Consider the following 22,006-nt stretch of genomic DNA (forward strand, 5'->3'; position numbering starts at 1 on the left):
CCCCATCGCCGCCAAGCAGGTCAGGTCGCATGAGATGGTGGTGCCTCGGCCAGATGCCGTCACAGAGAACGCGCCCCGAGTCATCGACGCTCGGCCGTCGCCGAAGCTGAGGAGCCATGCGTAGCGTCCGTATCGGAGTGGACACCGGAGGCACCTTCACCGACGTCGTGGCGGTGGACGAGCAGTCCGGTGAGATCTTCACCACCAAGACACCCTCGACCCCCGCCAACCCGGCGGACGGGTTCGTCGCCGGCATCGAGAAGCTCGGCGACCTCGACGTCAGCTCGATCGTGCACGGCACCACCGTGGCCACGAACCGGCTGCTCGAGGACCGGATCGAGAATCTGGGTTTCATCACGACAGAGGGCTTCGAGTTCGTCCTGGAGATCGCCAGGCAGAGCGTGCCCGACGGCTACGGCAACTCCTACTTCTGGGTCAAGCCGCCCAGGATCGTCCCCGTGCACCTGGTCAAGACCGTCGGCGGGCGGCTCGACCACCTGGGCGCGGAGGTGCGGCCGTTCTCCGAGGAGCAGGCCACCGAGGTGGCCCGCTGGTTCAAGAGCAAGGGCGTCACCGCGATCGGGGTCTGCTTCCTGCACTCCTACGCCAACCCGGAGCACGAGCGCCGGATGCGCGAGGTGCTGTGGCGCGAGCACCCGCAGGCGGTGATCTCGCTGTCGAGCGACGTGCTGCGCGAATACCGCGAGTACGAGCGCTCGGTCACCACCCTGGTGGACGCGGCCGTCAAACCGGCCATGCGCGGCTACATCGCCAGCCTGTCCAACCGGCTCGGCATGCCGTTCTCCGTCATGAAGTCCAACGGCGGCGTCCTGTCGGCCCGCGAGGTCGTCAACCAGCCCATCAGCACCGTCCTGTCGGGTCCCGCGGCCGGGGCGCTCGGCGCCGCGCTCATCGCCTCCACGGCCGGGCACCCCTCGGTGATCACGCTGGACGGCGGGGGCACCTCGACCGACGTGGCCGTGGTCGTGGACGGCGAGCCTTCCATCACCACCGAGGGCTCGGTCGGCCGCTACCCCTGCAAGATCCCGATGATCGACATCGTCACGGTGGGCGCGGGCGGCGGCTCGATCGCGTGGATCTCGCCCGAGGGCACGCTGAAGGTCGGGCCGAAGTCCGCCGGCGCCGACCCGGGGCCGCTCTGTTACGGCAGGGGCGGCACGGAGGTGACGGTGACGGACGCGCACGTGGTGCTCGGCCGGATCCCTCCCCACCTGCTGGGCGGGGAGATCCCGCTGGACGTGGACGCCGCTCGCACCGGCATCCAGGCGCTGGCCGACAAGCTCGGCCTCACGCCCGAGCGGACCGCCACCGGCATCCTGGAGATCAGCGCGTTCAACCAGAGCAACGCGATCAGGCAGCTCACCGTCAAGCGCGGGCTGGACGTGCGGGACTTCCCGCTGGTGACGTTCGGCGGGTCCGGGCCGCTGCTGGCCTGCCGGCTGATCGACATCCTCGGCCTGCCGGCCGTCGTCGTGCCGCGCGACCCCGGCAACGTCTCCGCGTTCGGGCTGCTCACGGTGGACGTCAAGAACGACTACGTGCGCACGTACGTCACCCGCGAGCTCTCGCTCGGCAAGGCGGCCGAGATCTTCCACGACCTGGAGCATCAGGCGGGCGAGGCGCTCGACCGGGAGGGCTTCGACGACCCGGTGTACCTGCGCAGCGCCGACCTGCGGTACTACGGCCAGGCGTACGAGGTCCGCGTCAGCGCCCCCGCGGGGGAGATCGACACCGACTGGCAGGCCGAGGTGGTCGAGCGCTTCCACGAGGCCCACGAGAAGCTCTACGGGTACGCCTACCGCGACGACCCCCGCCACGGCGTCGAATGGGTCAACCTGCGCGTCTCCGGCATCGGCCCGATCAACCGCCCGGCCATCCGCCCCCTGGAGAAGGCCGGCACGGGCGCCACGTCGGTCCGCCCCGTCCACTTCGACGAGACCCGCGACACCCCGATCCACCAGCGCGCGGCCCTCGGGCCCGGCGCCAAGGTCGAGGGCCCGGCCGTGATCGAGGAGTACGGCTCGACCATCCCCATCCACCCCGGCTTCACCGCCACCGTGGACGCCTACGGAAACGTGGAGGTCAGACGTGACTGATCCCATCCTCGTCGAGATCGTCGAGGGCACCCTGGCCTCCGTGGAGAAGGAGGTCGAGACGGCCATCGCCCGCACGGCCCGCTCGCCGATGATCCGCGACGCGCACGACTTCCGCGCCGGCATCCACGACGTGCGGCTGCGCAAGCTGACCGGCCGCTCCTACAGCGCGCTCGTCCAGCCGGTCGTGCGCGACTTCCCGGTCGAGACGATGCGGCCGGGCGACGTCTATTTCCACAACGACGTCTACCTCTCCGAAGGCGGCATCGGCCACCTGCCCGACCTGTGCGTCACCGTGCCGGTGTTCCACGAAGGGGAGGTCGTGGCGTTCGTGCAGGCGTTCGGCCACCACGACGACATCGGCGGGAGCGTGCCCGGCTCGATGCCCTCGCACGCCAGGTCGGTCTTCGAAGAGGGCCTGATGGTGCCGCCGATCAAGCTGTGGGACCAGGGCGTGCCGAACGAGGCCGCGCTGCGCATCATGACCCGCAACTCCAGGATGCCCGACTCGCTGTCCGGCGACCTGGACGCCGAGTGCTCGGCCTGCATCATGGGGGCGCGGCGGCTGGGCGAGCTGTTCGAGCGCTACGGCAGGCAGGCCGTCGAGGAGTGCTTCGACGCGATCATCGGCAAGACCACCGAGACGTTCCGCAGGGAGCTGCTGACCAAGATCCCCGAGGGGACGTACGTCTGGGAGGACTACGCCGAGCACGACGGCGTGGACGAGCCCAGGCTGCACGCGCAGCGCATCACGCTCACGGTCGACCACGCCGACGACAGCCCGCTGACGATCGACTTCACCGGCACCTCGCCGCAGGCCAAGGGCCCGATCAACCACGCGGGCGACTACGCCGACGGCGTGTTCCTGAAGAAGTGGCTGGCCCCCATCCTGCGCAACCTGGCCGACACGCCGGAGCGGATGGCGGAGCTGGACGTCAACGAGGGCGTCGTGCCGCTGATCAAGATGGTCTTCCCGGAGAAGGGCACGCTGCTCACCCCGGTCTTCCCGGCCCCGACCAACGCCCGCACGTTCGTGATCCTGCGCCTGCTCGGCGTGCTCGCGGGCGTCCTGGCCAAGGCGACCGGCGGGCGCATGCCCGCCGACCAGGAGACCATCCGCTACACCGGCGTCTACGGCGCCGACGGCGATGGCTCGCCCTACCTGATGCGCGAGGTCCTGGGCGGCGGCTCCGGCGGCCGCTGGTACGCCGACGGCGAGGACACCATCCACGTGGTGCCCGACTCGCGCAACATCCCCGTGGAGTTCGCCGAGGCCCGCTGGCCGTTCAGGGTGGAGCGGCTGGCGCTGGCGTGCGACTCGGGCGGTCCCGGGATGTACCGGGGCGGCCTGGGCTACGACAAGCACATCAGGATGCTCAGGGACGCCTCGTACATGTCCATCGCCGACCGCTCCATCCTGTCGTGCTGGGGGGTCAACGGCGGGCTCGCCGGCCGGCCGTTCCGGGTGGAGATCGCGGGCAAGGAGATGGAAGGGCTCGTGGACGACCTCCCGGTGCAGGCCGGGGAGCTGATCAGGATCCGCACCACGGGTGGCGGCGGCTGGGGCTCGCCCTACGACCGCGACCCCCGGTCGGTGGCCGCCGACGTGCGCGACGGCAAGGTGTCGATCGCGGGCGCGCTCGGTGACTACGGCGTGGTCCTCGACGGCGACCGCATCGACGAGCGGGCCACGGCCGAGCTCCGCGCCAACCTGCGCCCGCCGGCCGACCGGTTCTTCGACCGGGGGCCCGGATACGCCAAGCTGTCGGGCGGCCGGACGTTCGCGGAGGTGGACGAGCTGTAAAGGGCTGCCATGATGGTCTCCTTTTCCGATGAGAAGGGGAGACGATCGTGCGTGTTGCTCTCGCCGGGCTCGCCACCAGCCACCCGTACACCGATGCCCGCACCCTGACCCGGCACGCCGAGCTGGTGGTGTGGGAGCAGGATCCCGAGCGGCTGCGGCGCTTCACAGACGAGCACCCGGGGGCCAAGGTGGCGGGCAGCCTCGATGAGGCGCTGTCCACCGGCCCCGACGGCGTGGTGCTGACCGTGCCCAACCCGCAGGTGCCCGAGGCGCTGGCGCGGGTGCTGGAGACCGGCGTGCCGTGCTTCGTGAACAAGCCGGCCGCCGCCTCCCGGGCCCAGCTCGACGCCCTCGACCGGCTGGAGATCCACGAGCGGGTGCTGTCGAGCTCGGTGCTGCGCTTCGCGCCCGCCTTCGCGGGGATCCGGATCGATCCGGCGGAGCTGCTGGCCGTGCGCGCGACCGTACGCCATGACGTGGGGATCTGGGACACCGGCTACAACGCCTGGCAGGACACGCCGGGCGAGGGCGGCGGGACCATGGTGACCATGGGCGTGCACGGCGTGGAGCTGCTGGTGGCGCTGCTCGGCCCCGACGTGCGGCTGGCCGGCGCGGCGGGGGCCAGGCGGCACTACACCAACCTGCGCTCGGAGGACACCGCCGTCATGGCGCTGCAGTGGGGGAGCGGCGTCACCGGGACGGTCGAGATCCTCGGCGTCTCCGAAGGCGAGTCCTACACCCTCACCCTGCACCGGCGCGACGGCTCGGAGACCATCGTGATCGAGAGCGGCGACGACCCGCTCAAGGGGCTCGGGTACGAAGGGACGATCGACGCGTTCCTCTCGATGCTGGCCGGCGCGCCCAGCCCGGTGCCGTGGGAGCAGACCCGGGCCATCCTGGAAGTGCTGGTCCGCGCCCGAGAAAGCGCCTGACCTCAGCCGCCCCGTTGACAGCCGAAGTCTGAGACAGTTACGGTCTGGACCGTAAATAACAGACGGAGGAGAACGCGCGTGCGGACGACAGCGGAACTCGAGGAGCGGCTGGCGCGGCCGAGCGCCGGGCTCGTCGAGGATCTGAGCAGGCTCGACGGCGACATCATGATCCTGGGCGCCGGCGGCAAGCTGGGGCCCAGCCTGGTGCGCCTGGCACTGAACGCCACCAGGGCCGCGGGGCCCGAGCGGCGGATCATCGCCGTGTCCCGGTTCTCCGAGCCGGGGCTCGCCGAGGCGCTCACCGAGGAGGGCGCCACCGTGGTGGCGGCCGACGTGGCCGACGAGCGGGCACTGAAGGAGCTGCCGGCAGCGCCGAACGTCGTCTTCCTGGTCGGCGCCAAGTTCGGCACGCAGGGGCGCGAGCACGCCACCTGGTTCACCAACGCCTACCTGCCCGGACGGGTGGCCGACCGGTTCAGGGACGCCAGGATCGCCGCCCTGTCCACCGGGAACGTCTACCCGCTCGTCCCCGTCACGAGCGGCGGCAGCACCGAGGACTCCGCGACCGGGCCGGTCGGCGACTACGCGATGAGCTGCCTGGGCAGGGAGCGGGTGCTGACGCACTTCTCCGAGACGTACGGGACGCGCCTGTCGCTCATCCGCCTCAACTACGCGGTCGAGCTGCGCTACGGCGTGCTCGTCGACCTGGCGCAGAAGGTGCTGGCCGGAGAGCCGATCGACCTGTCCACCGGGCAGGTCAACGTGGTCTGGCAGGGCTACGCCAACGAGGTCACGCTGCGGTCGCTGGCCCTGGCCGACACGCCGCCCGCGATACTCAACGTCACCGGCCCCGAGCTGATCTCCGTCCGCCAGGCCGCGCTGGAGCTCGGCGCCGCGCTCGGCAAGGAGCCGGTGTTCGCCGGGGAGGAGGCGCCGACCGCGCTGCTGTCGAACGCGGGGCGCTGCCACCGGCTGTTCGGCTATCCGGAGCTCACCCCGTCCGAGCTCATCGAGCACACCGCCCGCTGGGTCTCCGAGGGCGGGCCGCTGCTCGGCAAGCCCACCAAGTTCGAGCGCCGCGACGGCCGCTTCTGACCCGCGCGCCGTTTCCGGCCCGCATGCCACATCCGGGACCCGGGCCATTCCGGCCCGCGTGCCACATCCGAGAGAAGGGGGACCTCACGTGCTCAGCACGGCTCCAGAGGCGCAGACGTCCGTGCGCGACCTGTTCAGGCGCGGCCTGGTGATCCCGGCGCATCCGCTGGCGCTCACCGAGGACAGGAAGCTGGACGAGCGCCGCCAGCGGGCGCTGACCCGCTACTACGTCGAGGCGGGTGCGGGCGGGCTGGCGGTGGGCGTGCACACGACGCAGTTCGCCATCCACGGCACCGGCCTGCTGGCGCCCGTGCTGGAGCTGGCCGCGCGCACCGCGGCGGAGTTCGAGCGCGAGGTGGTGCTGGTGGCCGGGGCGACCGGGCCCACCGAGCAGGCGGTCGCGGAGGCGGAGCTGGCCAGGTCGCTCGGATACCACATGGTGCTGCTCAGCCCGTACAGCGAGCTGGACGAGAACGCGCTCATCGAGCGGGCCAGGGCCGTGGGCGAGGTGCTGCCGGTGATCGGCTTCTACCTGCAGCCGGCGGTGGGCGGGCGCACCTTGTCACGAAATTTCTGGACAAGGTTGGCGGGCATCGAGTCCGTCGTCGGCATCAAGGTCGCGCCCTTCGACCGGTACCGGACGCTGGACGTCCTGCACGGCGTCGTACGCGCCGGGCGGGCCGGCGAGGTCGCGCTCTACACCGGTAACGACGACCACATCCTGGCCGACCTCATCACCGGCCACCGGGTCGTGGTGGACGGGCGCGAGGTGGAGGTCGAGTTCGTCGGCGGCCTGCTCGGCCAGTGGGCCGTGTGGGTCCGGCGGGCCGTGGAGCTGCTGGAGGAGGCCAAGCTGGCGCGCGCCGGCGACGACGCGGCCGTGCGGCGGCTGCTCACCCTGGACGGGCACCTGACCGACGCCAACGCGGCCATCTTCGACTCGGTCAACGGCTTCCACGGCTGCATCCCGGGGATCCACGAGGTGCTGCGCCGCCAGGGGCTCCTGGCGGGGCGCTGGTGCCTCGACCCGGCCGAGGAGCTGTCCCCGGGGCAGCTCGGGGAGATCGACCGGATCTGGGCCGCGTACCCGTGGCTCCGGGACGACGACTTCGTCTCGGACGGGCTCGACCGCTGGCTCTCCTGACCGTGGCGGGTGGCCGGTCAGAGGGTGAGGCGGTAGAGGGTCAGCGGACGGCCGCTGGAGCCGCTGGTCAGGTTGCCCGTGCGCTCGGCCAGCCCGGCCAGCTCCAGGCGGTGGAGCATGCGGCGGGCCGTGCGCTGCTGGACGGCCAGGCGGTCGGCGATCTCCCGCGTCGTCAGCGGCTCGTCGCCCGCCGCGGCCCGCGCCTCCAGCAGCTTCTCCAGCGTGGGCACCGACAGCCCGACCCGGCGGGCGATGACCGACAGGTTCTGGCTGCCCGCCGGCGTGGCCGTCACCGACTCAAGGACGATGTCGGTGTCGGCCCGCAGCGACAGCACGGCCGCCACGTCGCCGATCCGGCGGGCTCTGGCCAGCGCGCGCCGGGCCAGGCTCTCCGCCTCCGCCGCGCTGCGCCCGAGGCCGAAGCCGACGCGTACCACGTCGTTCTGGGCGGCCAGCCGGGCCAGCATGGGCAGGCCCGTGAAGCCGCCGGTCGCGTCGTGCAGCGGCCCCCGGGTCGTCACCAGCAGGTGGGTGCCGCCGCGGAAGGCGGCCAGCGTGCCGCCCAGCGCCGTGGCCTCGCGCAGCAGGCCCTCCTCGTTGGCCACCTCGATGAGCCCGAGCGCGATCTGGGCGTCCTCCTGGGCCTGCCCTTCCGCGGTCAGCAGGAGCTGGCGCAGCGCCACCCGTACGGAGTGCACGGAGGGCACCAGGCGCAGCACGTGCAGCTCGTCGCGGAGCGCCTCGTGCACGGAGCTGAGACAGGTGATCACCGCGTGCGCCTGGCCCTTGCGGTGGAAGGAGATCGCCCGCTTGGAGGTCATCTCCGGCCGGTAGGGGAGCGTGCGCAGCTCGCCGGTCGGCAGCCCCGCCTCGGCGAACGTGGCGTTGACGTCGGCGGCGGGCAGCGTGTCGATCGACAGCCGGGTGACGTCCTCGCCCTGGTGCTGGAGGCGTACGAGGGCGTTGAGCAGCGTCGCGCCCGAATAGTCCACGAACGCGGCGGGCCTGGTGAGGGCGTCGGCGGCCCGCGAGAGCATGTAGGGCACGATGCCCGTGAACAACCAGCCCTCGACGGCGGAGGCGTGCGCCTCGACGATCGCGGGCGCCTGCGACTCATGGTCGTAGTCGAGGCGCAGCGCGTTGACGCCCGGCTGCTCCTCGCAGACGGCCGCGACGTCGTCGACCAGATCGTGCGGGCCCACGACTCCGATGACGATTCCCACGCACGCCTCCTTCTCGCTCATTTCGGTCAAGACCGCAATAATAACTTGTGAGGTACCCCGTGAAGTTCCCGTCCATGGCAGAAGCCGACGGCCGCACGCTCGGCGACGAGGAGGTGGCCGCCGCCGAGCGGGTGATCCGCTCGGGCATGCTCAACTCCGTCTGGGGCACCGAGGCGCGGGCGCTGGAGGACGAGCTCGCCCGGATGTACGGCGCCCGCCACGCCATCACCTGCAGCTCCGGCACCGCGGCCCTCCATCTGTCGGTCGTCGCCGCCGCGCCGGATCCCGGGGACGAGATCATCACGACACCGATCACGGACTTCGGGACCGTGGCCCCCATCTTGGCGCAGAACGCCATTCCTGTCTTCGCCGACGTCGATCCGGCGGACGGCAATCTCGATCCGGCGGCCGTCGCGGCGCTCATCGGCCCGCGGACCAGGGCGATCATGGCGGTCCACCTGTTCGGCGCGCCCGCCAGGGTGCACGAGCTGCGCGAGCTGGCCGACGAGCACGGGCTCGCGCTGATCGAGGACTGCGCGCAGGCGTGGCTGACCGAGCTCCCGGGAGGCGCGCTCGCGGGCACCGTCGGCCAGGTGGGCTGTCTCAGCCTCCAGCAGTGGAAGCACATCACCTGTGGCGACGGCGGTGTGACGATCACCCAGGACGACGAGCTGGCCAGGCGGATGCGGCTGTTCTCCGACAAGGGGTGGGACCGCGCGGCCGGGCGCTCGCACGCCGCGTTCGGGCTCAACTACCGCATGACCGAGCTCCAGGCGGCCGTGGCGCGCGCTCAGCTCGCCAAGCTGCCGGGCGTGCTCGCCGCCCGCCGCCACACCGCCGCGCTCCTGCTCGACGCGCTCAAGGGCCTCCCAGGGGTACGCCTGCCACACCCCGGAGGCCACGCCTGGTGGCTCTTCCCGATCGTGTGCCCCGACGGGGACGCCCCCGAGCTGGCGGCCCATCTGGCGGCGGCCGGGATCCCGGCGCGGGCCGGCTACCTCGCCGAGCCGCTGAACAGGGCGCCGGTGTGGGAGGCGGACATCTACGGCTCCTCCCGCTACCCGCTCGACGGCTACGAGCCGAACGCCTGCCCGCAGGCCGAGCGCCTGGTGGACCGTACGTTGCTGGTCATCGACTGGAACGAGAACTACACCCCGGCGCACGTCGAGTTGATCGCCCAGGAAATGATGAAATTTCGGGCTTGCCCGTAGGCGGCTAGTTACGTTCATGTATCAGGCATTGACCGGGCCAAGACGCGCTCACTAGGTTTCGGTCAGGACCGGTATTAGTCGAAAGGAAGCCGCCCATGAAGAAGGCAGCGGCAGTCGGCCTCGTGGCCGCCCTGAGTCTCGCGGCCGCCGGGTGCGGATCCGACAGCGGCTCGGACAAGAGCACCGTGACCCTCTGGATGTATCCCGTCATCGGGGACCAGGCCAAGAACCTGGCGTTCTGGGGCAAGGTCGAGAAGGACTTCGAAGCCAAGAACGCGACGATCGACCTCAAGATCGACCAGCAGCCCTGGGAGGGTCGTCAGGAGAAGGTCACCACCGCCCTGGTCTCCAAGAAGGGCTTCGATCTGGTCGTGCTCGGTCCCGACCAGATCCCGCAGTACGCCCAGCAGGGCACGGTCGAGCCGGTGGACGACATCGTCGCCCCGGCCAAGGCGTCCTTCCTGCCGAACTCCCTCACCGCTCTGACCGTCGACGGCAAGCTCTACGGCGTGCCGATCTACCAGACGATCACGGCGCCCATCTACAACAAGAAGCTGTTCGCCGAGGCGGGCGTCGAGAAGGTGCCGGAGACGCTGGCCGAGCTCAAGGAGGCCGCTCCCAAGCTGGCCGCCAAGAAGGTCGCCGTCCTCGACTACCCGGGCAAGCCCGAGGTCAGCCTCAACCAGAGCTTCTACCCGATCCTGTGGGCCAACGGCGGCTCCGTCTTCGCCCCTGACGGCAAGACCGTCGCGTTCAACGGCGCGGAGGGCGTGGCGAGCCTGCAGTACCTGCTCGACCTCAAGGCCGTCGGCGGCCTGCCGGAGAACGTCGCCAGCAAGGGCAACGACATCGAGGGCGGCGCGCTCGCGGCCGGCAAGACGGCCATGTACCACGCGGCCACCGCCGGCCAGGTCGACCAGCTGGCCACCGCCATCGGCGCGGAGAACGTCGGCGTCGGCCTGCCGCTCGAAGGCTCCAAGCGGGTCGCGTTCGGCATCCCCGGCGCCCTCGTGCTGGCCAAGCACACCGAGGACAAGGACGCGGCCAAGAAGGTCGCCACGTTCCTGTCCTCGCCTGAGGTGACGGCCGCGCTGGCCAAGGAGTCCGGCTTCTTCCCCGCGCGGACCGACGTGACGGTGCCGGACCAGTCGGAGACGTCCAAGGAGTTCGCCAAGGCACTGCAGTACGCCTTCCCCGGCGACACCCACCCGAAGGCCCGCCAGGTCATGGGCCTCATCGGCCCGCACATCCAGGCGGCGCTGCTGGGCAAGGAGGACGCCAAGACCGCGCTCGACGCGGCCGCCAAGGAGGCCAACACGCTGCTCGGCAGCGGCGGCTGAGCGAGAAAGGAATCACCTGGTGCGTCATCGCCTGCGTGACCCGGTCACCGGACTGCTGTTCGTGCTGCCGGTGCTCGTGCTCTTCCTGATCTTCCGGATCTTCCCCTCACTGGGGGCGGCGGGCATGAGCCTGACGAACTGGAACATCGGCGGCGAGTGGGAGTTCATCGGCGCGGACAACTACGCCCGGCTGCTCGACGACGTGAACTTCTGGCTGAGCCTGCGGGTGACGATCGTGTACGTGGTGATCTACGTGCCGCTCACCCTGCTCGTGGCGCTGGGCACGGCGTTGCTGCTCAACCAGGTGGTCTTCCTGCGCGGGCTGTTCCGCGGCATGCTCTTCCTGCCCTACGTGACCAGCTTCGTGCTCGCCGGCATCATCTGGCGCTGGATCTACGAGTTCGACGGGCTGATCAACGGCCTGCTGGCCAAGGCCGACCTCGGCCCGGTCGCGTTCCTGGAGCAGTCGTCGGTGGTCCTGCCCGCACTGGCCGTGGTGTCGGTGTGGAAGGGCTTCGGCTACTCGATGCTGATCCTGCTGGCCGGGCTGAAGTCGATCCCGTCCTCCTACCTGGAGGCGGCCAGGGTGGACGGGGCGAGCGCCTGGCAGCGGTTCAGGCGCATCACGCTGCCGCTGCTCAAGCCCACGATCTTCTTCGTCGTGGTGATCGAGACGATCAGCGCGTTCCAGACGTTCGACACCGTGTACGTGATGACCGGCGGTGGCCCGGCCCGGGCCACCTACACCCTCATCTACGGCATCTACGACCACGGCTTCAGGTCATTCGACTTCGGCTATGCCGCCACGTGGGGCATGGTGCTGTTCGCGATCGTGCTGATCGTGTCGCTGGTCCAGCGCCGCTTCCTGGATCGGGGGAACACATGACGATCACCGCGTCCCGTCCCGTCACCGAGGTCAAGGCGCCGCAGAGGCCCCGCCGCCCGTGGTGGCGGGGCAACTGGCCGCTGGCGGCGCTGCTCGCGGTGCTGTCGGTGCTGACCGTCAGCCCCTTCGTGGCGATGTTCATCGTGGCGCTGTCGCCGGCGGGCCGGCCCACCGTGCCCACGCGGTGGCCGGAGTCGCTCACGCTGGACAACATCACGGCGGTGCTGTCGTCGTCCGGCTTCGTCGGCTGGACGGTCAACTCGCTGATCTACGCCTTCGTCTCCGTGGTGATCATCCTGCTCACCTCGTCCATGGCCGGGTACGCCTTCGCCAAGAAGCGCTTCCCCGGCCGGGAGGCGATGTTCTGGACGTTCCTCGCCACCATGATGGTGCCGTTCCAGGCGACGCTCATCCCGACGTTCGTGCTGGTCAACAGCCTGGACGGGGTGGACACGTTCTGGGGGCTGATCGTCCCGACGCTGGCCAACTCGCAGGCCGTCTTCCTGATGCGGCAGTTCATCCTGGGCCTGCCGGACGAGCTGTTCGACGCGGCCAAGGTGGACGGGGCCTCCGAGTGGCGGGTCTACTGGACGATCGTGCTGCCGCTGACCAAGCCGATCCTGGCGACGCTCGGCGTGTTCGTCTTCCTGTGGCACTGGAACGACTTCCTGTGGCCGCTGGTCGTCGGGCAGAGCGACGCGACCCGCACGCTGACCGTGGGGCTGACCACCTTGCGGACCGAGGAGCTGCAGCTGTCCGTGCTGATGGCCTCGACGGCGGTGTCCGTGGTGCCGTGCCTGCTGGTGTTCTTCCTGCTCCAGAGGTATCTGGTCAACAGCATCGCGATGACTGGGCTGAAATAAGCTCTGTCGGGTGGATATTTCGGCACAAAACCTCCGGGACCGGCTCCGGGGCGCGCTGATCGCCGCCGCGGCCACGCCCATGACCGAGTCGGGCGAAGTCGATCTCGACGTGGTCTCGCGGTACCTCGCGGGACTGGTGGCCGACGGCGCCACCGGCCTGGCCGTCCTCGCGCACACGGGACGCGGCCCGTACCTGGCGTCCGAGACCCGCGCCGCGGTCATCGAACGCGCGGTCGCGCTGGGCGTACCGGTGCTGGTCGGCGTGGGCGGCGGCCCAGACCCGGACGGGGAGTCGCGGTCCGGGCGGGAGGCGTCGCGGTCCGGGCCTGAGATGTCGCGGTCCGGGCCTGAATCGTCCGGGACGGCGGAGCAGGCGCGGGTGGCGGCCGAGCTGGGCGCGGACGGCGTGCTCGTGTTCCCCTCCGCGGGCGACCGGGTGGCGCTGCACGACGAGGTGTGGCGCGCGGCCCGCCTGCCGATGATCGCCTTCGACCTCTACACCCTCCCGTGCCCGGCCGGGACGATGCGCGCGCTCCTGGAGCATCCGGGCGTCGCCGGGCTCAAGACGGCCCTGCTGTCCGACGCGATGGGCTGCCAGCGCGCCATCGAGCTCACCCGCCGCGCGGGCCGGCTGGCGATCACCGGCGAGGACCGCATGTTCGGCCCGTCGCTGCTCTGGGGCGCGCAGGCGGCCCTGGTCGGGATCGCAGCGGCGAGCGTGGGCGTGACGGCCGCCGTCATGGAGGCGTACCGGGGATCCGACCTGCGCGCCTTCGAGGAGGCGTCGGGGCGGCTCGACCGGCTCGCGGCGGCCACGTTCACCGAGCCCATGGAGGGGTACGTCCGGCGCATGCTCTGGCTGGCGGCCACCGAGGGCCGCATCCCCGAGTCGTTCGCGCACGACCCCTACGGCCCGCCCCTGCCGGAAGGGGAGCGGGCCGTGGTGGTCGCTAGCTCCCGCTGAAACTGGCGTGGTAGGTGGCGGCCATGTCCTCGTCGCCGTGTCCCTGCGACTCGGCGCGGCGCAGGCGCTCGCCCGCCGCCGCGACCACGTCGAGCCGGACCCCGGCCGACTCGCCCGCCTGGGTGATCAGCCGGGTGTCCTTCTCCGCGTTGCGGACGGTGAAGCTGGGCTCGAAGTCGCCCTCCAGGATGGCCCTGGACTTGGCCTGGAAGTACGGGCTGTCCATCGGCCCGCCCGTCACCACCTGGCGCACCAGGTCGGGGTCGAGCCCCAGGCCACCGGCCAGGGCGAGCGCCTCGGCCACGACGGCGGTCAGGGAGATCCCGTAGCTCACCGTGGCCATCTTGAGCCTGGTGCCCGCGCCGCTCGCGCCGTCTTCGGCGAGCCAGAGCGTGCGCTGGCCGAGCGCGGCGAAGACCGGCTCCAGCGCCTGCCTGGCCTCCTGCGGCCCGGCGGCCAGGATGACCAGCTTGCCCTGTTCGGCCGGTTGCCTGGTGCCCTGGACGGGGGCGTCCACGAACGTCAGCCCGTGCTCGGCGGCCAGCGCGGCCAGCCGCCCGGCCGCCGCGACGCCGACCGTGCTCATCTGGGCCCACACCTGCCCGGGGCGCAGGCCGGGGGCGGCGGCGCTCAGCGCGGCGTGCACGGCGTCGCCGTCGCTCAGCATCGTGATCAGCACGTCGGCGCCCTCGACCGCCTCGGCGGGAGAGCCCGCGACCCGCGCGCCCTCGGCCTCAAGGGGCCGGGCCTTGTCCTCCGTACGGTTCCAGACCCGGACGTCCAGGCCGGATCTGAGCAGATTGCGGGCCATGGGCGCACCCATGAGCCCGGTCCCCAGCACCGTGACTGTAGCCATGACCTCACCCTACGATCCGCCGATCCGGCACCCTCAGGCTGGGGCGGGTGATCGCAGGGTGAGCCGGCGGCGCCGGCCCGGGGCGATGTCGCGGTGTGATCCGGCGATGTGGCCGCGCCGGCCGGGGTGGGAGCGGGCGGTGGGGCCGTCTCGGCCGGGGCGCCGTTCGTGGCGCCCCGGACCGAGGGGCGGGTCAGCGGCCGGAGATGGCGACCTTGACGAGGTCACGGCCGCGCAGGGCGAACAGGGCCCGGTGCGAGGGGTCGAGCGCCAGCTTGGGCTCCCCGCCGAACCACTGCCCGGCCAGCCCCTCCACGATCGCCACCGCGGTGAACGCCTCCAGGTCGATCTTGTAGATCTTGTCGCCGTCGGTGCAGTACGCGACCCGGCCGGTGACGTACAGCTCGCCGCCCTTCGCCCCGACCTTGAGCGTCCTGGTGACCTTCTTGCGCCGCAGGTCGAACTCGAACACGTCGCCCGTGCTCGCCATGCCGTACAGCATCGTGGTTCTGCCGAAGGACAGCGAGGAGATCTGGCGGGCGTTCGGGATGGGCTCCACCTGCCACAGGAGCTTCCGCTTGACCAGGTCGAACGCGGCCAGACGGGCGGTCGTCGTGACCGGCGGCAGGCCGAGGCCCTCCTGGATCAGGGTGCCGAGGTAGGCGACGCCGCGCCGGGCGACGACCGAGTAGACGGTCTGGCGCTCCACGATCGGGCGGTACGTCGTGTACGTCCCGGTGCGCGGTGAATACAGGGAGAGCGCGCCGTTCATGTGGCCCGGCTCCGGCTGGGTGGGCATCACGATCAGGCCGGTCGCGGCGTCGTAGGCCAGGTCGCGCGGGCGGTCCTGCTGGTTGCCGGTGCGCGCGACCAGCTCGGCCTCGCTCTGGCCGGCGCGGTGCGCGTACAGGGCGGCCTGGGTGTAGACGCCCAGGTACGTGGTGCCGCCGACGGTGAGCAGCGTCTTCGGCTCGCCCGCGATGCCGAGCCTGGTGACCTGGCCCGTGGCGAGGTCGTGCAGGTCGGCCCCGCCCTTGCCGCCGACGTAGACCCGCTTGCCGTCGGAGTGCACGGACATCGGCTCCTCGGGGGCCGCCTTGAAGCCGCGCTGGACGAGGTTGACGTAGTCGAGCGAGCCGGTCGCGGGGTCGTAGACGAAGACCGCGCTGTCCTGGATGCCGTAGATCCGGCCCTCGTGGGCGAGCAGGCGGTGGGTGAGCGCCTCGAAATACGGGACGCCGAGCACCTCCAGCTGCTCCGTGGCCAGGTGGTAGCGGTAGAAGGTGCCCGACGGGCGGCCGGCGAAATAGACGTACCCGTCGTGGATCAGCACCGAGACGATGTACTTCTCGCCGGCGGCGGTGGCCTTGACGACCTTGTAGTTCTGCGGCGCGGCCTTCTCCAGCACGATCAGCTCGGCCAGCGAGTTCATGCCGCCGGCCAGGTGGGTGTCCGACATGCCCATGCTGGAGACCCAGTCGCGGTCGGCCACCTCCTGCGGGAGGAGCTCGCGCTTCTCGCCGGTCGCGCGGTCGATCGCGATGAGGTGCGCGTTGGCGCCGACGCCCGCGTAGACGTGGGTGGCGTCGGCCTGGATGCTGCGGACGTACGCCTCGCCGGGGGCGGGCTGGCCCAGGTCGCGGCTGGTGCCGGTGGCCGGGTCGTACTCCCATACGCGGCCGGGCTCCGACGTGCCCAGGTAGACCTTGCCGTCGGGGGAGGAGGCCATGGTCCAGATGTAGTGGTCGGGGTATTCGGCGACCTTGGTGACCTGGCCGGTGGTGGTGTTGAGCCGGTACAGGTCGGATCTGGCGTGGGTGCCGACGTAGACGTCGGTGCCCACCTTGCACATCGCCCAGATGCCGACGCCGGTGGGGATGTCGAAATGGGCCGTGACCGAATCCTTGGCCAGATCGTACGCGCCGACCACGTTGGGCGACAGGCCGCGCGAGCCCGCGTACAGCACGCCGCCGACGAACTCGCCGTTGCCGAGCGGGCTGGCCACACTCGCCGGGCCCAGGTCGGTGAGCGTGCCTTCCGGCGGCTGAGGTGCACCGCGGCCGGTGGCTGCGGCGTCGGTGGCGGGGTCGGTGGCGGCGTGGGCGGGGTTGGCCGTGAGGGCGGCGGCCGCTGTGGTGGCGGCGGCCGCCAGGAGGAAACGGCGGCGGGGGATCATGCGCGGGCTCCCTTGTGAAGTTTTGCCGCACGCTATAACGGACGGGGCCGTAATGTCTAGATCGCCCCGCACCGCACCCACGCCCACGGCGCCCGGCGGGCAGGGGCGGCTAGAGCTGGAAGAGGGCCGTCGCGTTGCGCCAGGCGACGCGTTCGGCGAGCTCGCCGGTGAGGCCCGCCGCCGCGACCGCTCCGAACGCCGACGACGGGTCGATCAGGGTCGCGTCGGTGCCGAAGAGGAGCTGGGCCGGGTCCACGGCCGACACCACCTCGGCGATGCGGCCCGCCGGGGCGTGCGACCAGCAGGGCTCCAGGTAGAGGCGATCGCAGGCGCGGGCCGCCTCGATGGCGTACCTGAACCCGTCCGCGCCCATGTGCCCGGCGATCACCCGCAGGCCCGGGATGTCCAGGCAGAGGCGGGCCAGGTCGAGGACGGAGGTGCCCCAGGTGTGCACGAGCGCCGGCCGGCCGGTCTCGGCGACCAGCGTCAGGGCGTCGCGCAGCTGCGGGGACCCGACCGGCGAGCCCGTGTAGTCAGTGTGGATCTTGACGCCCACGAACTTGCCGCCGGGCAGGTACGCGCGCAGGTCCGCCTCCGCCTCCCGCAGCCGGCGCGGGTTGACGGTGACGTAGCCGAGCAGCCGCTCCTGCGTCTCCAGGTACGCCGCCAGGGCGCGGTTGCCCGCCTGGGCGTCGTAGATGACGGCCTCGGTGGCGGACACGATCGCCCGGTCGATGCCGTAGCGGTCCATGGTGGCGAGGTTCGCCTCGGCCACGTCCATGGTGAAGAACCACGGGCCCCAGTGGGCGTGCACATCGATGATCACGACGCCGGCCTCCTCGTGGCCTCGGCAGCGGACGATTCGGGGGACGATTCGGGGGACGGTTGGGGGGACGGCTCGTGGGATTCTTCGGCGGACTTCCCGGTGGACTTTTCGGTGGACGTTTCGAGTGACAGGAGCCTTCGCGCGTTGCCGCCGGCCACGGCCTCGACCTCCGCCGGCTTCAGGCCGCCGGTCGCCAGGCGGAGGAGGGGGACGAGCGGCTCGTAGTGGGGCGTGCGGGAGCCGTACAGCAGGCGGTCCGCGCCCAGCTCGGCGGCGGCCAGCTCCAGCGCGTCGGGCGAGTTGAGCAGGCGGGTGGAGGTGTGGAAGCCGGGCTCGTCGGCGGCGGCGACGAGGAAGTCGCCCAGGTGGTAGAAGTGCGTGTCGAGGAAGACCACGCTGGCCCCGGTGCCCGCGAAGGGCTGCCAGAACCGGCGCACGTCACCGCCGGTCAGCACCGTCAGCCCGAGCCGGGCCGCCCGGCGGGCGACATGGCGGACCGAGGGGAAGCCGGCCTCGACCCCCTGCTCGTCGGGGAACAACCGGACGGCCCGCACGCCGGCCTCCGCCAGCCGGTCCATCTCGCGCGCCGCGCCGACCGGATCCCGCAGGTCCACCGCCCCGACGGGAACGACCTCTGGGGGAGCCGCACCCGGGTCGTGCCCAGCGCCGCTCTCCGCAGGGGACGCGGCGAGCGCGAGCAGCTCGTCGTTGCCCGAGCGCACGTCGAACAGCCCCGCCCGCAGGCTCGCCACCGCCGCCGCCCCGATCCGATGCTCGCCCAGCGTCCGCAGCACCGACGCGGGCGTGCCGGGCGGTCCGTCGCGGTCCGGGTACGCCCCGAACAGCGCGTCCACGTCCAGCGTCACCTCCAGCCCGCCCACCAGCCGCCATGCGTCAAAGGGGATACCGGGCCCATCCTTAATCGTCATGCCCGACATCATGCCATTGACGAATTGCGCGCATAAGATTACGGTCGGGGCCAAAATTGAGCAGTAATGAACGTGAGGTGCCCCGTGCTCCGATCCATCCTGATCGTCCTGGCGGCCGTCTTACCAGCTTTGTTCACGGGACCGGTCGCCCAGGCGGCGACCTGCGACGCGCCGGCGGTGGAGCGGTTCGGCCCGGCGTCGGTGACCGGCGCGATCGTCGGCGCGGCCGTGCACGACGGCCACGCGTACGTCGTCACCAGAGGACTCAAGCCGCCCGTCCTGGCCGAGATCGACCTGGCCACGCGCAAGGTTGTCAGGAGCGTCACGCTCCCTGACGGCCCCGCCACCGGAGAACCGGAAGGCGGATGGGCCACGGCGGTGTCCGGCGGGAAGATCTACGTCGGCACGTACCCGGTGCCCGACCTCTACAGCTTCGACCCGGCCACGGGTGAGGTGCGGCATCTGAGGACGTTCGGGAAGAACGGCGGGTTCGTCTGGAGCCTGGCCGCCGCGCCCGACGGCACGCTCTACGCGGGCACCTACCCCGACGGCCGGGTGTGGGAGTACGTGCCCGCCACCGGCGCGGTGCGCGACTTCGGCGTGCTGGCCCAGGGCGAGCGCTACGTCCGCGCGGTCGCCGCCGACGCCGACTACGTGTACGCGGGCCTGCTCGACAAGGGCAAGCTCGTCCGCATCACCCGCGCGACCGGCGAGACCAAGGAGCTGGCGGCCGGCCCGACCGGCATCGGCTCCATCACCCTGCACGGCGACCGCGTGCTGGCGGCGAGCGGGGGCACGCTGATCGACGTGCGCGCGGACGGCACCGACGAGCGTCGCGTCACGCTGGAGAGCGGCACGCTCGACGTGCTGACCACGGCCGCCGACGGCACCGTGTACACCACCTCCCGCCCTGACGGCGCGGTCCACCGCTACCGTGCGGGCGACACCGCGTTCACCAAGGTCGCCGACCCGCCGTCCGCCGGCGACGAGACCAGGCGGCTGCAGCTGATCGACGAGAACACCATGCTCGGCTTCGCCGGCAGCGGCGGCATGTGGTGGCTGGACCTGCGCACCGGCACGTCCGAGTTCGTCGACCTGATCGAGGCCGGGCTGCCCAGCGGCTCCGAGCGCCCGCAGAGCATGCTCCTCGTGCCCAACCGCGCACTCTACGTGGGCGGCCACTTCTCGATGGAGGTGCGCGACCTGCGCACGGGCGAGCGGCGCAGATTCCGGATGCCCGGCGAGCCCAAGGACCTCGTGCGGCACGGCAACAAGATCTACGCCGCCATCTACCCCAGCGGCCAGATCGTCTCCATGGACATCCGTACCGACGAGGTCCGCAGCGTCGGCTTCCTCGGGCACGGCCAGCAGCGTCCCTGGGACATCGAGTACGACGCCGTCACCGGCAAGCTGGTCGTCGCCAGCGCCCCGCTCGGCGCCAAGCTGAACGGCGCCCTGTCCGTCATCGACCCCCGCACCGGCCACATCGACGTCTACGAGGGCGTCATCCCGGACCAGAGCCTGATGAGCCTCTCGCTCGACCCGCGCGGCGGCGTCGTCTACCTGGGCGGCGACGTGCTCGGCGGCGGCGGTACCCCGCCGGTCAAGACCTCCGCGTCCGTCGCCGCGTTCGACCTCAAGACCCGCAAGGTGCTCTGGCAGGTGGACCCGATCGCCGGACACCGGACGTTCCAGGACATCAAGGTCCAGGACGGCCTGCTGTACGGCGTCTACAAGCGCGACTCGGGCACCTGGATCGCGATGGACCTGGCGACCAAGCAGGTGGTCAGGCAGGGCAAGCTCTCCGGATACGGCGAGCTGACCACGCACAGGGGCCGGGTGTTCGTCTCCACGTTCTTCGGCGGCGGCAACGCCTACGAGCTGGGCACCACGGAGAAGCTGCTGGCGACCGGGCTCGGCGACGAGTGGTACACCAACCCGCAGCTCCACTTCGAGCCCGGCTCCTGGCGGGCGTGGGCGCTGGTGGGCCGGGACCTGGCGCGGATCAGGCTCGACCCGCGCTGCCCGGCCTTGACCGTCACTCCGTAACCCCGTTAGATTTCGGTCTGTGCCGAAATCTGTTTTCGACGCCCACCGGCTCATCGGTCCCGTGCCGTTCGACGACCTGCCACAGGATCCACGGCCCGAGATGGACCGGTTGGGCATCGAGCGCGCCTGCGTGACCCACACGCTCAGCCTCTACTCCGACGCGCGAGCGGGCAACGACGCCCTGCTCGCGCTCGGAGACCCCCGGCTCGTCCCGGTGCCCGTGGTGGTGCCGGGAGACCCCGGGCCGGGGTCGCGGGAGGCGGCACGGGACCTGCGGCCGGCGGCGCAGGAGTCGGCGGCACGGGACGCGCTGGCGGTGGCGCCGGAGCCGGTGCCACGGGACGCGCTGGCGGCGGCGCAGGAGGCGGTGGCGGCCGAGGTGGCGGCTTGGGGCGTGCGGATGATTCGGCTCTGCCCGGAACGCCACCGCTTCGACCTCACGGGACCGGCTGCCCTGCGCCTGCTGGCCGCCGTCGCCCTACCGGTGGCGATCGACCTGGACGAGACCTCGCCCGCCCAGCTCCGCCACCTCGCGGAGCGCCTGCCCGACCTGCGGATCCTCGTGCTCAACACCGGCTACCGCCGGCTGCGCGCGCTGGCCGAGCTGATGGCGGTGGCACCCAACGTGTGGGCCGAGATCGGCACCGTCAACACCCAGGGCGGCGTCGAATGGCTGGCCGAGAGGTTCGGGGCGGGTCGGCTGGTGTTCGGGACGGGGGCTCCGGTGTCCGACGACTGCGGCCCGCGCTTCCTGCTCGACCACCTCGACCTGCCCCCTGAGGACGTCGGCCGGATCGCGGCCGGGTCGCTGGAGGCGCTGCTGTGATCCTCGACGCCCACGGCCACGTGGGAACCTGGCCCGACTTCCTCATCCCGCAGCCCACAGCCGAGCACCTCGTGTCCGTCATGGACCGGATCGGGGTCACCGCGATGGGCATCAGCCACCTGCTCGGCGTCGGCCCGGACGCCGTGCGCGGCAACGAGCTGGCCATGGAGATCGCCGCGCGCTTCCCCGGGCGCTTCGGCGTCTGGCAGGTCTACAACCCGCACCACCGCACGCCGCTCGTCACCGACGGCGTCTGGGGCGTCAAGCTCCATCCCGACGTCCACCAGTGCCGCCTGGACGATCCCCTGTACGAGCCGGTCTGGCGGCTCGGCCTGCCGGTGCTCGCGCACGGCCAGACGGACTCGGTGTGGAGCGATCCGGCCCAGTTTGCCGCCGTCGCGGCCCGGCATCCGCACGTGCCGCTGCTCATGGGGCACGTGGGGCTCTGGCCGTACGGATTCGGCCGCGCGGCCCGGCTCGTGGCCGATCATCCGAACGTGTTCCTTGAGACGTGCGGCTCGAAGATGACCGGCCGCTGGCTCGCCAAACTGGCCGCGCTGGCGGGGGCGGAGCGGGTGCTGTTCGGGTCCGACTCCTGCTTCCTCGACCTGCGTACGGGCTACGGCCGCGTCGTCCTGGCACCGCTCTCCGACGAGGACCGCGCCCTGATCCAGGGCGGCAACCTGGCCCGCCTGCTCGGCCTGGCGCCTCCTGACGAGCCCGCACGACCTCCCGCCCGCTGACCCGCCTGCACGATCTCCCGCCCCC

General features: G+C 71.7%; 18 protein-coding genes. 13 read left to right on the top strand and 5 right to left on the bottom strand.

Annotation, left to right across the window (positions count from 1 at the left end; translation table 11 throughout):
• The first annotated feature begins 116 nt into the window (after positions 1-116).
• The 5 genes from ETD85_RS18825 (at position 117) to ETD85_RS18845 (ending at position 7,089) form a co-directional block, all read left to right on the top strand.
• The gene (locus ETD85_RS18825) at positions 117-2,117 is read left to right on the top strand and encodes a hydantoinase/oxoprolinase family protein (RefSeq protein WP_138691034.1); all 2,001 of its coding nucleotides are present in this window, start codon (positions 117-119) and stop codon (positions 2,115-2,117) included.
• On the top strand, positions 2,110-3,918 hold the full coding sequence (locus tag ETD85_RS18830) for a hydantoinase B/oxoprolinase family protein (RefSeq protein ID WP_138691035.1): 1,809 nt from the start codon (positions 2,110-2,112) through the stop codon (positions 3,916-3,918). The genes ETD85_RS18825 and ETD85_RS18830 overlap by 8 nt, the downstream gene beginning before the upstream one ends.
• 47 nt (positions 3,919-3,965) lie before the next feature.
• Complete coding sequence (locus ETD85_RS18835; RefSeq protein ID WP_138691036.1) at positions 3,966-4,850, top strand: Gfo/Idh/MocA family protein; 885 nt, start codon at positions 3,966-3,968, stop codon at positions 4,848-4,850.
• Positions 4,851-4,928: 78 nt separating this feature from the next.
• Positions 4,929-5,945 carry an NAD-dependent epimerase/dehydratase family protein gene (locus tag ETD85_RS18840; protein WP_138691037.1) on the top strand — a complete coding sequence of 339 codons (1,017 nt, stop codon included), beginning with the start codon at positions 4,929-4,931 and terminating at the stop codon, positions 5,943-5,945.
• 88 nt (positions 5,946-6,033) lie between these two features.
• Positions 6,034-7,089 (top strand): dihydrodipicolinate synthase family protein, encoded by a 1,056-nt coding sequence (locus tag ETD85_RS18845; RefSeq protein ID WP_138691038.1) that lies wholly within the window; start codon positions 6,034-6,036, stop codon positions 7,087-7,089.
• Between the two features lie 17 nt (positions 7,090-7,106).
• Here the strand turns inward: ETD85_RS18845 and ETD85_RS18850 are convergent, their stop codons facing one another.
• Positions 7,107-8,312 (bottom strand): response regulator, encoded by a 1,206-nt coding sequence (locus tag ETD85_RS18850; RefSeq protein WP_138691039.1) that lies wholly within the window; start codon positions 8,310-8,312, stop codon positions 7,107-7,109.
• 74 nt (positions 8,313-8,386) lie between these two features.
• Here ETD85_RS18850 and ETD85_RS18855 point away from each other — a divergent pair, with 74 nt between their 5' ends.
• The 5 genes from ETD85_RS18855 (at position 8,387) to ETD85_RS18875 (ending at position 13,576) form a co-directional block, all read left to right on the top strand.
• Positions 8,387-9,523, top strand: coding sequence for a DegT/DnrJ/EryC1/StrS family aminotransferase (locus ETD85_RS18855; protein ID WP_206058396.1), 1,137 nt, complete (start codon positions 8,387-8,389; stop codon positions 9,521-9,523).
• 95 nt (positions 9,524-9,618) lie between these two features.
• The gene (locus ETD85_RS18860; protein ID WP_138691041.1) at positions 9,619-10,863 is read left to right on the top strand and encodes an ABC transporter substrate-binding protein; all 1,245 of its coding nucleotides are present in this window, start codon (positions 9,619-9,621) and stop codon (positions 10,861-10,863) included.
• Between the two features lie 19 nt (positions 10,864-10,882).
• Positions 10,883-11,749, top strand: a complete 867-nt coding sequence (locus tag ETD85_RS18865) for a carbohydrate ABC transporter permease (RefSeq protein WP_138691042.1) — start codon at positions 10,883-10,885, stop codon at positions 11,747-11,749.
• Positions 11,746-12,612 (top strand): carbohydrate ABC transporter permease, encoded by an 867-nt coding sequence (locus tag ETD85_RS18870; protein WP_138691043.1) that lies wholly within the window; start codon positions 11,746-11,748, stop codon positions 12,610-12,612. The genes ETD85_RS18865 and ETD85_RS18870 overlap by 4 nt, the downstream gene beginning before the upstream one ends.
• Before the next feature lie 10 nt (positions 12,613-12,622).
• Entirely contained in the window at positions 12,623-13,576 is a 954-nt protein-coding gene (locus tag ETD85_RS18875; RefSeq protein ID WP_206058397.1) for a dihydrodipicolinate synthase family protein, read from the top strand.
• Here the strand turns inward: ETD85_RS18875 and ETD85_RS18880 are convergent.
• From ETD85_RS18880 to ETD85_RS18895, 4 genes are all read right to left on the bottom strand, one after another.
• A complete protein-coding gene (locus tag ETD85_RS18880) occupies positions 13,563-14,432 on the bottom strand; it encodes an NAD(P)-dependent oxidoreductase (protein ID WP_138691044.1) in 870 nt (289 codons plus the stop codon). The two genes, ETD85_RS18875 and ETD85_RS18880, sit on opposite strands and share 14 nt — an antisense overlap.
• A 193-nt stretch (positions 14,433-14,625) precedes the next feature.
• Complete coding sequence (locus tag ETD85_RS18885; protein WP_138691045.1) at positions 14,626-16,608, bottom strand: PQQ-binding-like beta-propeller repeat protein; 1,983 nt, start codon at positions 16,606-16,608, stop codon at positions 14,626-14,628.
• A 109-nt stretch (positions 16,609-16,717) separates the two neighbouring features.
• Positions 16,718-17,434, bottom strand: a complete 717-nt coding sequence (locus tag ETD85_RS18890) for an amidohydrolase family protein (RefSeq protein WP_138691046.1) — start codon at positions 17,432-17,434, stop codon at positions 16,718-16,720.
• Positions 17,431-18,363, bottom strand: coding sequence for an amidohydrolase family protein (locus tag ETD85_RS18895; RefSeq protein WP_240779232.1), 933 nt, complete (start codon positions 18,361-18,363; stop codon positions 17,431-17,433). Before ETD85_RS18895 ends, ETD85_RS18890 begins: the two co-directional genes overlap by 4 nt.
• A gap of 84 nt (positions 18,364-18,447) precedes the next feature.
• Here ETD85_RS18895 and ETD85_RS18900 point away from each other — a divergent pair, with 84 nt between their 5' ends.
• The 3 genes from ETD85_RS18900 to ETD85_RS18910 are packed head-to-tail and all read left to right on the top strand — an operon-like array spanning position 18,448 to position 21,981.
• Positions 18,448-20,412, top strand: coding sequence for an NHL repeat-containing protein (locus ETD85_RS18900; RefSeq protein WP_240779233.1), 1,965 nt, complete (start codon positions 18,448-18,450; stop codon positions 20,410-20,412).
• A 19-nt stretch (positions 20,413-20,431) separates the two neighbouring features.
• Positions 20,432-21,238 (top strand): amidohydrolase family protein, encoded by an 807-nt coding sequence (locus tag ETD85_RS18905; RefSeq protein ID WP_138691049.1) that lies wholly within the window; start codon positions 20,432-20,434, stop codon positions 21,236-21,238.
• A complete protein-coding gene (locus tag ETD85_RS18910) occupies positions 21,235-21,981 on the top strand; it encodes an amidohydrolase family protein (protein ID WP_138691050.1) in 747 nt (248 codons plus the stop codon). Before ETD85_RS18905 ends, ETD85_RS18910 begins: the two co-directional genes overlap by 4 nt.
• Positions 21,982-22,006: the final 25 nt, after the last annotated feature.

The organism is Nonomuraea zeae (genome assembly GCF_005889725.1).
GTDB lineage: Bacteria > Actinomycetota > Actinomycetes > Streptosporangiales > Streptosporangiaceae > Nonomuraea > Nonomuraea zeae.

Coding starts and splice junctions, on each gene's coding strand:
- ETD85_RS18870 (WP_138691043.1), top strand. CDS start 11,746: ATGACGATCACCGCGTCCCGTCCCGTCACCGAGGTCAAGGCGCCGCAG.
- ETD85_RS18860 (WP_138691041.1), top strand. CDS start 9,619: ATGAAGAAGGCAGCGGCAGTCGGCCTCGTGGCCGCCCTGAGTCTCGCG.
- ETD85_RS18895 (WP_240779232.1), bottom strand. CDS start 18,363: ATGACGATTAAGGATGGGCCCGGTATCCCCTTTGACGCATGGCGGCTG.
- ETD85_RS18880 (WP_138691044.1), bottom strand. CDS start 14,432: ATGGCTACAGTCACGGTGCTGGGGACCGGGCTCATGGGTGCGCCCATG.
- ETD85_RS18825 (WP_138691034.1), top strand. CDS start 117: ATGCGTAGCGTCCGTATCGGAGTGGACACCGGAGGCACCTTCACCGAC.
- ETD85_RS18885 (WP_138691045.1), bottom strand. CDS start 16,608: ATGATCCCCCGCCGCCGTTTCCTCCTGGCGGCCGCCGCCACCACAGCG.
- ETD85_RS18855 (WP_206058396.1), top strand. CDS start 8,387: ATGGCAGAAGCCGACGGCCGCACGCTCGGCGACGAGGAGGTGGCCGCC.